The sequence below is a fragment of the Tateyamaria sp. LSS28 genome, assembly GCF_059611725.1.
This window is the reverse complement of the sequence record NZ_JCAPFI010000004.1, coordinates 234,442-246,276: the sequence shown is the minus strand read 5'-3', so window position 1 is coordinate 246,276 and position 11,835 is coordinate 234,442. Positions and strand designations below refer to the sequence as shown.

At 58.8% G+C, this 11,835-nt stretch carries 13 protein-coding genes; 2 read left to right on the top strand and 11 right to left on the bottom strand.

Annotation, left to right across the window (positions count from 1 at the left end; translation table 11 throughout):
• Positions 1-29: 29 nt before the first annotated feature.
• The 10 genes from AC53L6_RS13715 to AC53L6_RS13670 all read right to left on the bottom strand — a co-directional run bounded on the left by AC53L6_RS13715 (position 30) and on the right by AC53L6_RS13670 (position 9,210).
• Positions 30-791: an SDR family NAD(P)-dependent oxidoreductase gene (locus tag AC53L6_RS13715; protein ID WP_496908250.1), complete on the bottom strand. Its 762-nt coding sequence runs from the start codon at positions 789-791 to the stop codon at positions 30-32.
• Positions 788-1,423 (bottom strand): glutathione S-transferase family protein, encoded by a 636-nt coding sequence (locus tag AC53L6_RS13710; RefSeq protein WP_496908249.1) that lies wholly within the window; start codon positions 1,421-1,423, stop codon positions 788-790. Before AC53L6_RS13710 ends, AC53L6_RS13715 begins: the two co-directional genes overlap by 4 nt.
• A complete protein-coding gene (locus AC53L6_RS13705; protein WP_496908248.1) occupies positions 1,420-2,466 on the bottom strand; it encodes a nuclear transport factor 2 family protein in 1,047 nt (348 codons plus the stop codon). Before AC53L6_RS13705 ends, AC53L6_RS13710 begins: the two co-directional genes overlap by 4 nt.
• Before the next feature lie 35 nt (positions 2,467-2,501).
• Positions 2,502-3,830: a histidinol dehydrogenase gene (hisD, locus tag AC53L6_RS13700; RefSeq protein WP_496908247.1), complete on the bottom strand. Its 1,329-nt coding sequence runs from the start codon at positions 3,828-3,830 to the stop codon at positions 2,502-2,504.
• 9 nt (positions 3,831-3,839) lie between these two features.
• Positions 3,840-4,370 (bottom strand): ester cyclase, encoded by a 531-nt coding sequence (locus AC53L6_RS13695; RefSeq protein ID WP_496908246.1) that lies wholly within the window; start codon positions 4,368-4,370, stop codon positions 3,840-3,842.
• Between the two features lie 78 nt (positions 4,371-4,448).
• Positions 4,449-5,606: a carbohydrate ABC transporter permease gene (locus AC53L6_RS13690; RefSeq protein ID WP_496908514.1), complete on the bottom strand. Its 1,158-nt coding sequence runs from the start codon at positions 5,604-5,606 to the stop codon at positions 4,449-4,451.
• Positions 5,603-6,631, bottom strand: coding sequence for a carbohydrate ABC transporter permease (locus tag AC53L6_RS13685; protein ID WP_299599249.1), 1,029 nt, complete (start codon positions 6,629-6,631; stop codon positions 5,603-5,605). Before AC53L6_RS13685 ends, AC53L6_RS13690 begins: the two co-directional genes overlap by 4 nt.
• A complete protein-coding gene (locus AC53L6_RS13680) occupies positions 6,628-6,792 on the bottom strand; it encodes a hypothetical protein (RefSeq protein WP_496908245.1) in 165 nt (54 codons plus the stop codon). Before AC53L6_RS13680 ends, AC53L6_RS13685 begins: the two co-directional genes overlap by 4 nt.
• A 56-nt stretch (positions 6,793-6,848) precedes the next feature.
• A complete protein-coding gene (locus AC53L6_RS13675; protein ID WP_496908244.1) occupies positions 6,849-8,069 on the bottom strand; it encodes an ABC transporter substrate-binding protein in 1,221 nt (406 codons plus the stop codon).
• 94 nt (positions 8,070-8,163) lie between these two features.
• Positions 8,164-9,210 carry an ABC transporter ATP-binding protein gene (locus AC53L6_RS13670; protein WP_496908243.1) on the bottom strand — a complete coding sequence of 349 codons (1,047 nt, stop codon included), beginning with the start codon at positions 9,208-9,210 and terminating at the stop codon, positions 8,164-8,166.
• Positions 9,211-9,372: 162 nt separating this feature from the next.
• Here AC53L6_RS13670 and AC53L6_RS13665 point away from each other — a divergent pair, with 162 nt between their 5' ends.
• Together AC53L6_RS13665 and AC53L6_RS13660 are read left to right on the top strand one after the other, a co-directional pair.
• Complete coding sequence (locus tag AC53L6_RS13665) at positions 9,373-9,747, top strand: hypothetical protein (RefSeq protein WP_496908242.1); 375 nt, start codon at positions 9,373-9,375, stop codon at positions 9,745-9,747.
• Between the two features lie 156 nt (positions 9,748-9,903).
• The gene (locus tag AC53L6_RS13660) at positions 9,904-10,332 is read left to right on the top strand and encodes a hypothetical protein (RefSeq protein ID WP_496908241.1); all 429 of its coding nucleotides are present in this window, start codon (positions 9,904-9,906) and stop codon (positions 10,330-10,332) included.
• Between the two features lie 85 nt (positions 10,333-10,417).
• Here the strand turns inward: AC53L6_RS13660 and AC53L6_RS13655 are convergent, their stop codons facing one another.
• Positions 10,418-11,641 carry an acyl-CoA dehydrogenase gene (locus AC53L6_RS13655; RefSeq protein WP_496908240.1) on the bottom strand — a complete coding sequence of 408 codons (1,224 nt, stop codon included), beginning with the start codon at positions 11,639-11,641 and terminating at the stop codon, positions 10,418-10,420.
• Positions 11,642-11,835 lie beyond the last annotated feature (194 nt).

The following is an 11,835-nucleotide window of genomic DNA, read 5'->3' as shown; positions in this document are numbered from 1 at the left end:
ATTTGCGGGCTGCTTCATTGGGTCCCGCATCAGTCCGCCGTCCACCCGCCGTCGATCAGCATCGAGGTGCCGGTGACCATGGCCGACGCATCCGAGGCCAGAAATAGCACGGCCCCCATGATATCCTCGACCTCTGCCACGCGGGGCAGCTTGATCTTGTCCATGATCCACGCATAGCGCTCGGGGTCTTGGAACGACTTCTCGGTGAATGCTGTGCGCACGAAGGTCGGGCAGACAGTGTTGATGCGGATGCCCGCTTTGCCCCATTCGATGGACATGGCTTTGACCATCCCCTCGACCCCATGTTTCGTAGCGCAGTACACAGCACGATCGATCCCCCCCACATGGCCCATTTGGGAGGAGATGTGGATGATCGATCCGGGCTTGCCTGCCTTTGTGAGCGCCCGCGCAGCCGCCGTGGACAAAAAATAGGCCCCCTTGAAGTTGATACCAACCACTGCGTCGAAGTCATCCGGGTTCGTCTCCATGGACGGGCCATGGCGCGCCAGCCCCGCAGAGTTCAGAACGATATCATATGGTTCGTCAAAAGCTGCGTTGACCGCATCGATATCAGACTGATCAAGTGGCATGGCTTCAGCACTCCAACCCTGATCGGTCATGGCAGACACCACATCGGCCAAAGCAGCCGCGCGGCGCGCAGCACAGACCACGTGTGCGCCCGCCTCGGCCAGTGCCACAGCGCAGCCAAGGCCAATGCCGGACGACGCGCCTGTCACAAGCGCGCGCTTGCCGGACAGATCAAAGGATGGGGTACGGGGCAGTTCGGTCAAAACGACAGCCTCCCTTTCAATTCAGAATAATCCACCATCACATGCGTCCGATACGCAGGCCGCGCGGTCAAGGCGTCGTAGTAGTCTTGCGCGCCCGCAGGCACCTGCCGGTCAAGATCCAGCGTGAAGTAACGATAGAGAACATGGCCAGCCCAGATATCAGCAAGACCGTGAGCGGACCCGGAAATCCAATCGCGCATACGTCGTTCCGCCATCGCCATGGAAAGATAAGTTTCGAATTGGCGCAGGGCCGCTTCAACGGCCACCATGTCCCGCTTCGCCTCGGGCGTCCGGTAGAACGTCCAGAACAGCGGAACAGTGAACGACCGACAAAGCGTGTTCTTCGCCCATTCCGCCCACATATCGTCGCGCGGCGAGGTCTTTAGGCCAGTTGCACCATCTTTGGAAACAAGATACCGCAGGATTGCGGCGCTCTCGAACATCACGGTGTCGCCATCTTCCAGCACTGGTACCAGCCCCATCGGATTCATCCGTCGAAAGGCAGGCGTGTCGGTTCCACCAAACCGCCCCCCTACGTCCTTGCGCTCAACGACAAGGCCCAATTCAGCCGCACCCCACATCACCGCCTGCACATTGGATGACGTCGCGCGCCCATGAACGATCAGGGTCATGTCGCCCGCCCTGTTTCAGGATCGAAGCCCACGCGCGCTTTGTTGAATTCGCGCATCCGGGCCAGAACATCGACACCGATCTGATCATACATGTGCAACAGATCGACCATGACCCAGTTCTCTCGGATCAATCCCTTTTCGAGGCGCCAGAAGTCCAGACTGCGCATTTCGATCCGCTTGTTCACGGGCGGGATGCCCAACCATCCATCATGGGTGATGGTTTGATACATGTCCGGCCAGCCCGTTACCGCCGCAAAAGGCCCATCACCGAAGAAGTGGTAGGCGATCTCGTCAACGTATTTCCCGCGATCCGGCATGCCATTCAGGAAAGGAATCTGATGCCAGTCGCGGAACCCCGAGATGCCGCGCCCCGACCCGATACCGCTTGGCCCATACCACATCATCTTGGGGTGCCAGAACCGCTCCATCTCCATCACTTCAGGCCCACCCTGGCTTGGGTGTTTCTTGAGATGATCCAACATGTCGATGATGTGCTGGCAGGATGCGTCACTGGTCACATCATCACGTGGTCCTTGAACAAGACCGTCGCAAGAGGCGGGCCCCGGCACATGCCATTCACGACCCAACGATGGCACCATCGGCCAGGCGTTCGCCTGCATCATCACCTCTGGAATGTCCCAAAGGGCCTGCATCTCGACGATCTTGTCATTCTCGAAACGGTAGAATTCGTGAAACCGCATGTGGACGATATGGCCCGTCGGCGGGATATCGAGCCACGGGGCCGCGAATGTGCCGGTGTAGTAACCACCGCAGCCGACCCAATCCGCACCGTCCGGTGTTGGCCCGGCAATCACGATGGTGTCCCGCCGCTCAAGGTCAGGCCATGCCGTGGCCAACGCACCACAAGCCCGGTCCACATGCGCATCCACACCCGTCACACTTTCGAACGGAAAAGCGATGCGGAACACAGCTTCAGGCGCGCATAGGGTATGCAACTGCGCCCGCACAGCGCCCAGGTCAAAGTCGTACAAAGCCTGTCGGAGAGGTGCGATCAGGGCCTTGTGCCGCGAGTGAGGATCCATCTTATCCCTGTCCAGAATTGTTGCTAGGCCTGTGCCTACTCTGCCGCATCACGTGTCGGTGCGCCCTCGCCGTACGGTACGTTGATGCCGCCATAGCGACGAACCCGCAGATTGCACTGTTCGGCATGTCCCACGAACCCTTCGAGCATGCAAAGCCGTGAACCGTAAGCCCCGATCTCTGCCGCGGCCTCGTCCGTGGTGACCTTCTGGTAGCTGTGCGTCTTGAGATACTTTCCAACCCACAGACCACCGGTGTAACGACCAGCCTTTTTCGTTGGCAACGTGTGATTGGTGCCAATCACCTTGTCGCCATTAGCCACATTGGTGCGAGGGCCAAGGAACAGCGCGCCATAGCAGGTCATGTGTTCGAGGAACCAGTCGTCGCGATCTGTCATCACTTGCACGTGCTCGGATGCTGCGTCGTCGGCCACTTCCAACATCTCATCATAGGTATCGCACAGGATGATCTCACCGTAGTCCTCCCAGCTTTTGCGTGCCGTATCGGCTGTGGGCAAGATACCGAGGATACGCTCGATTTCAGCAGCCGTTTCATCCGCCAACTTGCGCGAATTGGTGAGCAGAACAGCAGGCGAGTTGTAACCGTGTTCCGCCTGCCCCAGCAGGTCCGTGGCACACATCTCTGCATCCACAGTCTCGTCGGCTATCACCATCGTCTCGGTCGGACCCGCGAACAGGTCGATACCCACCCGGCCAAAAAGCTGCCGCTTAGCCTCGGCGACAAAGGCGTTGCCCGGGCCAACCAGCATATGCACCGGGTCAAGGGTCTCGGTCCCGATGGCCATGGCACCAACGGCCTGAATACCGCCCATCACATAGATTTCGTGGGCTCCGCCCAAGTGCATCGCGGCAATCACGGCGGGGTTTGGTTTGCCCTGCCACGGTGGGGTACAAGCGATGATGCGCGGCACACCGGCGACGGACGCCGTAGCCACTGACATATGAGCGGACGCCACCATGGGGAACTTGCCCCCTGGCACATAGCAGCCCACTGATTGAACAGGGATGTTCTTGTGGCCCAAGATCACGCCCGGCATCGTCTCGACCTCGATATCCAGCATCGAATCCCGCTGTGCTTGCGCAAAGTCGCGGACCTGTTGCTGCGCGAACTTGATGTCCTCCATCTCGCGCGGGGTCAGTTCTGCCATCAGCGCGTCGATCTCGGATTGCGTCAGGCGAAAACTGCCGGGGCTGTAGCTGTCAAACTTCTCCGACAGATCCCGCACCGCCGCATCCCCGCGCGCCTCGATATCGGCCAGCGTCGCCTCCACGATGGCCCGTGTCTTGGCGTCGTCTTCAGCCCGCTCCGCCTCGGGCTTGCCGCGTCTCAAATATTCGATTGTCATCTCGTCACCTCATACATCCGGGCGCGGCGGGATCTTGTCGCCGCGATCGAAGGCTTCCCAGCCTTCACCATCAAATACATCCCACCCCAGTTGGGCGAGGACGTGGGGAAAATCGACCATCACGTAGTTGTCGGTAATGCGACCCTCTTCGACCTTCCAGAAATCCATGTACCGGATCTCGATCCGCTTGCCGGTGGGCGCAATCCCCATGAATTCTCCGGCATGGGTGGCTTCCTGTCGGCCAAAGGCCGCAGCCCACTCCCCCATGTACAGCCGCGCCTCATCCACACAGACCTTATCGGCAAAGGCCGCTTGAAAGGGGCGTTGCCAATTGTCCTGGAACTCTTGCAGGCCGGTCTTGGCGCCGCAGCCAGTATTGCCCATCCAGCGGAAGGACTGGGCAAAGAACTGGCCAATATCGTCAATGCGGTGGTCGTTCAGACCATCTACCATACCCTCAATGACCGCGCGCGTTTCGTCGGTCTTGGTCATGTCTGTATCGCGGGTCAGTACCGCTTGTTCCGGTCGGGAACCTTTCATCAGTGTTGTTTCCTTTGTGATAGGGCCGAACCGGGGCTCTGCCCCGAACCCCGTCGTATTTTCAGTCAGAAGAAATCATCACCCCTTCACCGCGCCCGCAGTCAGGCCCGACACGATCTGGCGCTGGAACACCATGACCAGCAGGAACAAGGGCGCTGTGATGGACACGGCGGCGGCGACCGCTTCGACCTGGTCGGTCGTGGTCGTCTCACGGTTGAAGTAGCCCGCGATGGCCGGAACCATGGTTTGGTTCTGCGCATCAAGCAGCAGCGCCGTCACCAGGAAATCGTTATAGCCCAACAGGAAGCTGAACAGCCCCGTGGTGATAACTCCTGGCCACATGACCGGCATAATCACTCGACGAAACGCCTGGAAGTGAGAGCAGCCGTCCACTCGCGCTGCTTCGTCCAGCTCACTCGGGATGTTCTGGAAGAACGACCGAAGCATCCAGATGGTGAAGGGCTGATTGATGGACACCAGCACCGCGATGACCGCCCAAGGCTGGCCATACAGCGTTGGGCTCAGATCTCCGAAAATCGGTCTCAGTATCTCAGCCGAGTTGATAAACCAGGGCAAGTAACCCGCCACCAGCACCGAGTGGGGCAGCGCACGGAAGACAAGCGCGAGGATCAGCAGCCAGAAAGCAAGGTTCGATCCCGATCGTGCCAGCCCGTACCCTGCAAGGGTGCCCACGGTCAGCGAGATTGTGACAACACCGGCCGTCACAATCATGGAGTTCATGAAGTTGCGGTAGAACTGGTTTTCAGCCCAAACCGCCACATAGTGTTCGGTCGTAAGGCCCAAGATCGGTGTGCCCAGCGGCCCGGCAATGCTGTTGAGCGCACCGAAGACGGCAGGCAACACACCAAAGAAGATCAGAACGAACAGGATGCCGTAGACAGCCGAACCGACAAGCCAACCAAGCACGATGAAACCGGGGGGCGAGAATTGCGTGACCATCTTGGGCAGGCGCGTAAAGGCCCAGCGCACCACGAAGAACAGGAAGGTAAGGCCAAGCGCGATATCAATGAAACTCAACCCATTGCCGCTGTCCCGTGTAACCGGTCCGGTAATCACATCCCACGCACTCGCAGCAAAGGCGTCGCGCGGGGACTTCACGCTCATGACGGCGATCCACGCGATTGGGAAAGCAGCCAGCACGCACCAGAAAGCGAGGAACGCACCAGACCCAATCTTGAGCGAAAGCGGCTGTGCAGTAGCTTTCGAGGCCATCAGTGCGCCCCTCCCTTGTGGTCGCGCCATGTGCGGCGCAGCGGCAGGATCAGCAGGAACACGATCCCGATCATCGTGAGCATGGCGCTGGCTGCCGCACGGCTGATCGCCCGGTTGCCCGCATCGTCAGGTGTGAGGAAATCGAAGGTCAGCCATTGCAGCGACGTCACGTAGGCCTCGCTACGGAAGCCGATGATTTCATCGAACGCACGGTAGCAATCCATCAGGTGGATCAGCGCGATGAAGATAATAAGCGGCATCAGGTGCGGCACGATCACGTAGCGCAGCCGCTCGAACCTGTTGGCCCCGTCAATGATCGCACTTTCCAGCGTATCCATGTTCACTGTCTGCAGGCCCGCATAGAAAATCACGAAGGCAAACGGGGCCACGTGCCAGACCCTGTAGAAATATATGAGCAACTCAATGGTCCATGCCTGGGCAAACATGGCGATGTCGCGGTCCAGCCAACGCTCGAGCATTGCTGTCAGAATGCCATCCCCGACAAACAGCCAATAGATCGACAGCGCGCCGATCACCGGCGTGATAATGAACGGCAGAAGCGACACAAAGATCACCGGCCCGCGCAGCACCTTGGCCGCGTTGTTGACCGCCAACGCGATCATCAAACCAACCCCCACCACTAGCGGCAGTGTGACCAGCGTGTACATCAACGTGAAGCGCAGCGCCTTCCAGAAGTCGATCTGAAGGATGTCACCCCAGTTCCCGGAGCCGATGGCGGCCCAGAATTTGTCCATCTGCAAGACGTTTTTGTAGCTCTGCAAACCCACCCATGCCGTTGTCGTCTGCGTCCTGCCCGTTTCCCCATCGATCACGGGAACCGTCTTGATTTCCGTCGTGCAGGTCTGGGTCAAAAAGCCAGGGGTACAGGTTTCAACCTCAATCTGCTGCATGACAGGTTGGGTGATCTGGAATGACTGGATGAAGACCGAAACCAGAGGCGCCGCGATGAAAAGCAGCATCATGAACACCGATGGTGCCACGAACCAGAAGAAGGTTTTGAACTTCATGCTGCTGTCCTTTCCACCATGCGCAAGGCAACATCGCCCTGGCATTCGATCACCACGTTCACCGCACTCGAGTTTGTATCCGGTCGTTCGGCAAGACGCGCGATACCCGCGCATCCAGCAGAGCCGCCGCTCACATCGATATGGTTGAACTCAATGGCCATCTGTTCCCATCAAAGAAGTGGCTGGCCGAGGATGCACCTCGGCCAGCCAAAACTGCTTACTGCAACACGCCAGCCTCTTTGGCCGAGGTGGTGTAGGCTTCTTCCACAGCGGCAAGCGTCGCCGCCGCATCACGGTCACCCGTCAGGAACGCGGGCAACTCGTTGCCCAGTGCCGTGTGCAGCAGACCCATTTGAGTGGTCGACGGATAGGCCGGCGGCGCGGGATTGGCCGTTGCCGTAGCAATAGCACCCTCGGCCAATGGACCGGGCTGGTATCCGTTCACAAGCCAGATGGCGGCCTCGTTTGCGCCCTGCACCATCTCGGTGTCCAGCCCTTCCATCGCCAGACGGAAGGCCGCGTCCGCCTCCTCGTCCGTGATGTTGGCGGCGATCACAATACCGTCCCACCACAGGGTCGTGGCAGGCGCGCCGCCGCCCATCGCCATGGGTGCCGCAGCCATTGATACTTTGCCGACAACCTGACTTTCATTCTCGTCATCCATCGCACCGGCCCGCGATGCCCACAGGTTCGCCATGGCGATCTTGCCCTGCTGGAACTGCTGCTGAACGTAAGTGGAGTCACTGACCAGAACCTCTGGATCGGTGTAGTCCAGTGTCTTCTTCATGGCTTCCAGCGCCTTCATCCCAGCGTCCGAATCCACCGCAGCTGTGTTGTCGTCGTTAAAGAACGCCCCGCCAAAGCCCGGATACATGTTCACGAATTCCTGGGCGAGGTTCCAGCCGGACTTCATGGTCGCGCCAATGGCGTGATCGACAACGCCCGCTTCCTTGATCTTATCGGCGGCAGCGAACACTTCGTCCCACGTGGTAGGGGTGTCGATGCCCAGATCCGCCAGAATGTCGCTGCGATACATCAGGTGCTGCGTGTTCACCATCATCGCCACGGCCATGATCTTGCCATCCACGCGGATCAACTGATTGGGGGACAGGTTCTGACCATACTTCGCCACCAGATCGTCCAGCGGCCGAATGGTGCCCGCGTTCAAGAGCGGCGTGATCGTGCCGTTTGACACACCGCCGATTTGATACAGCGACGGGTTCGCTTCAAATGCGGCGGGCTGCTTGGTGCGGAATTCCTGATCCAGCTCGGCCTGGAAGTTGCCGCACTCGGCCATGGCATCGGTCACGGCCTTCCACGCTTCGAACCCGGCGGTCAGCGACTTGAGCGGCACCTCGTTTTCATAGGAACACGCGGCGAAGGCCGTGGTGCCCAGAAGCGAGACAGCGCCCGCCAGTGCCAGTTTCTTCAAATACATTTACAGACTCCCTGTTGTGTTTGACGCCAGTGCATCTTGCAAGGCTGCACTGGCCGGATTGGTCCGCCCGGGTGCCCCCGGACAAACAAGTTCCTCAGGCAAGACGTTCGCCGGAAGAAGTATCAAATGCGTGGCAGATGCCCGCAGGAACCGAGAAGGACACCGCGTTGCCAATCTCGGCTCGGAACTCTTTGTGCGCCTTGATCGACACAAGCTGTCCGCCCGCGCGGACGGTCAGCATGGTGGCATCGCCAAGCAATTCGATCGTGTAGATGGGCGCGGTGATCTGACCGTCACTTTCGGCCAGCGCCGCGTCCTCGGCCCGAAAGCCAAGTGTGGTCGGACCATCGGGCGCGGTCAGACCGCTGATCGTGACATTGTCACCCGTAAACGTGCCCCCACTGATCGTACCGTCCATCAGGTTCATGGCGGGCGACCCGATGAAGCTGGCCACAAAGGTGTTTGCGGGCCGATCGTAAATCTCGGTCGGCGTGCCAACCTGTTGGACCTTGCCCTGCTTCATCACGACGACACGGTCGGCCAGCGTCATCGCCTCGATCTGGTCGTGGGTCACGTAGACGGTTGTGACCTTCAGTTCGTGGCTCAGGTTCTTGATCTGGGCACGGGTCGACACGCGCAGCTTGGCATCGAGGTTCGACAGCGGTTCGTCCATGAGGAACACGTTGGGCTCGCGCACGATGGCGCGGGCAAGTGCCACACGCTGACGCTGACCGCCCGACAACTCGGCGGGCTTGCGGTGCAGAAATTCGTCCAGCTCAACCATGGCAGAGGCGCGGCGCACCTTTTCGTCGTGCGAGGCCGGATCGACCTTGCGCACCTTCAGTGGGAAGCGGATGTTTTCATAGACGTTGAGGTGCGGATAAAGACCATAGGATTGGAACACCATCGCCACGTCCCGATCCTTCGGGTCCAGATCGTTGACACGCTTGCCATCGATCATGATGTCGCCTTCGGTGGCATCTTCAAGCCCTGCAATCATCCGCATCGTCGTCGTCTTGCCGCAGCCTGATGGTCCGAGCAGAACCAGAAATTCCTCATCTGCGATGGTCAGGTCAAAGTTATCGACCCCCACGAAAGTGCCCCACCGCTTATTGATGTTACGCAGCTGGATTTCTGCCATAAGACCCCCCGGGCAAAAGGTTGTTGTTTTAGGCTAGACACCGGGCTGGGGACTTGGCAACAGTTTTTTGCACACGTGTGCAAAACCGTCTGAGATCCAAACATATGACTGTTCCATTGGGCACTTCGATTAGCTAACCGCTTGACTTATAGGCAAGCGGAAATGCTGCAATGCAGCGCACCCAACGGAGATGCTTTGCAAAGCAAAAAGTCTTCTTTTTCAGAGTTTTTGACAGCAGCTTTGCCGGGGCACGGGAGGGTACTCACGCCCGATCCCTGCTGCACCGCAGCGGATACGAGGGATGCGATGAAACTTTCACCATCGGCCTCAGATCACGCGCTGTACACCCACCGCGTACCGACATTTATGGAGCTTCACCATGCCGAGTTCACGCCTCAATTCGGCGAATCGAACAAGGTTTCAATGAGTGACGGAATATCGTGGGATTATCTGCAAACGGGCTGTTGGATTCCACGCAATCCTTACGAAATGCGCGGCGATCAGCGTGACTTCACTCACAACAGCGGACCATCGTGACGCTCGGTCGCGTTTCAGCCAGTAATGAGAACACCTGACCTCAGCAGCACGACACGCTGCGTCCACGGGGTCAATGCACGCATCATGCTCTTATGCACAGTTGGGCGTGCACCCTGGCCTCAACTTGTCCGGCGTCAAGCGCCACCCCAGTCAAAAATGGAAACCGTCCGTATGCAGACCAACGGCAAAACCCCCAACCCGTACACAGTGAACTACATTGGGACGTATCTCCGGAACTACGCGATTTTCGGCTCTCTGGCGGCGATCGGTGCGCAAATGATGCGCGCCGCCGTCAAAGATGCAGCCCCCCTGTCAGCAATCGATTTGGGCCGCTTGGTTGGCTTGTCCGAAGGCATCATGATTTGGGGCGTTGGGCTTTTGACGTTTTTGACCGGACTTGGGCTGTGCTTTTGGAATGCAGGCAGCACAATTATGGACATCCTGAACTTCCACAATGTTCCGCCAAACGCCAAGGATATGCGGCTGATGAAAGCTGCCGGTGTATTCATATTCATTGTCTTCGGCATTGCTGTCCCGTTTTATGCGGGCGTTGCAATCTTTGGCTTCTATCTGCGGACACTCTAGGCAAGCGAAATCAGATTACAGCAAGGCACAGGACCGGGCAGCAACCCGGACCCTGGTCCTGTTTGGAAGCGTCTTCCGGGCGTCGTCAGAAAAATGCCTGCAAACCTGTCTGCGCGCGCCCAAGGATCAGGGCGTGGACGTCATGGGTGCCCTCATAGGTGTTCACTGTCTCAAGGTTCACCATGTGGCGCATCACCTGGAACTCCCCGGAAATCCCGTTCCCGCCATGCATGTCTCGGGCCGCGCGCGCAATTTCCAGCGCCTTGCCGCAGTTGTTGCGTTTCACGATCGAGATCATCTCGGGCGCAGCCTGCGCCGCATCCATCAAACGCCCCACCTGCAACGAGGCCTGCAAACCCAACGTGATCTCGGTCTGCATATCAGCCAGCTTTTTCTGGAACAGTTGCGTTTGCGCCAACGGCTTACCGAACTGTTTGCGATCCAGCCCATATTGACGCGCGGCGTGCCAGCAGAACTCGGCCGCGCCCATTGCACCCCACGAGATGCCATAGCGCGCGCGGTTCAAACAACCAAACGGCCCTTTGAGCCCCTGAACATCGGGAAGCAGCGCGTCCTCACCCACCTCCACATTCTCCATCACGATCTCACCGGTGATTGAGGCGCGCAAGGAAAGCTTGTTTTCGATTTTGGGGGCGGACAGGCCCGCCATGCCTTTCTCAAGGACAAAGCCACGGATCTTGCCGTCGTGTTCTTCGGACTTGGCCCAAACCACAAACACATCGGCAATCGGCGCATTCGAAATCCACATCTTGGACCCGTTCAACACATAGCCGCCTTCGGTTTTCTTGGCCGTGGTCTTCATACCGGCCGGGTCACTGCCTGCGTCAGGTTCCGTCAGGCCAAAACACCCAATCCACTCGCCCGACGCCAGTTTAGGCAGGTATTTCTTGCGCTGTTCTTCTGATCCGTACGCATAGATCGGATAGATGACGAGCGAGGATTGTACCGACATCATGGACCGATACCCGCTGTCGACCCGCTCGACCTCGCGCGCGACCAGACCGTACGAGACATACGAGCCGCCAAGCCCGCCATACTCTTCGGGCAGTGTCACCCCCAAAAGACCCATGTCCCCCATCTCGCGGAAGATACCCGCATCCGTCGTCTCATCGGCAAAAGCACTGACCACACGGGGCGCCAGTTTTTCCTGGGCGTAGGCGTGGGCAGAGGCCTGGATCATGCGTTCGTCTTCGCTCAACTGATCGGACAGGCGCAGCGGATCGGACCAGTCAAAGGACCCGAGGTCCGGCGCATCCTTGGCCTTCAGGATCTTTGTCTCGACGTTCATAGGGTCCTCCATCCATCTGCGTGTGCCGGATCGGCATGTCTTTCAATCGGTATGTAGTGCGGCAAGACTGGCAACGCCATGCGTCATTGGCACTTGGGGCCAGACCAATTCGGGTGACATGCCCCAGGCTGGACGCAAGCCTGCCCCAATTCGGCCTCATTCTCCACTCATAGACAACAGATACGATTCTGTCT

Bases quoted from the DNA above. Each gene is read 5' to 3' on its own strand.
- AC53L6_RS13710 (WP_496908249.1), bottom strand. From the start codon at position 1,423: ATGACCCTGATCGTTCATGGGCGCGCGACGTCATCCAATGTGCAGGCG.
- AC53L6_RS13680 (WP_496908245.1), bottom strand. From the start codon at position 6,792: ATGGCCATTGAGTTCAACCATATCGATGTGAGCGGCGGCTCTGCTGGA.
- AC53L6_RS13660 (WP_496908241.1), top strand. From the start codon at position 9,904: ATGGAAACCGTCCGTATGCAGACCAACGGCAAAACCCCCAACCCGTAC.
- AC53L6_RS13685 (WP_299599249.1), bottom strand. From the start codon at position 6,631: ATGAAGTTCAAAACCTTCTTCTGGTTCGTGGCACCATCGGTGTTCATG.
- AC53L6_RS13655 (WP_496908240.1), bottom strand. From the start codon at position 11,641: ATGAACGTCGAGACAAAGATCCTGAAGGCCAAGGATGCGCCGGACCTC.
- AC53L6_RS13670 (WP_496908243.1), bottom strand. From the start codon at position 9,210: ATGGCAGAAATCCAGCTGCGTAACATCAATAAGCGGTGGGGCACTTTC.
- AC53L6_RS13675 (WP_496908244.1), bottom strand. From the start codon at position 8,069: ATGTATTTGAAGAAACTGGCACTGGCGGGCGCTGTCTCGCTTCTGGGC.
- AC53L6_RS13705 (WP_496908248.1), bottom strand. From the start codon at position 2,466: ATGGATCCTCACTCGCGGCACAAGGCCCTGATCGCACCTCTCCGACAG.
- AC53L6_RS13665 (WP_496908242.1), top strand. From the start codon at position 9,373: ATGCTGCAATGCAGCGCACCCAACGGAGATGCTTTGCAAAGCAAAAAG.
- hisD (WP_496908247.1), bottom strand. From the start codon at position 3,830: ATGACAATCGAATATTTGAGACGCGGCAAGCCCGAGGCGGAGCGGGCT.
- AC53L6_RS13695 (WP_496908246.1), bottom strand. From the start codon at position 4,370: ATGAAAGGTTCCCGACCGGAACAAGCGGTACTGACCCGCGATACAGAC.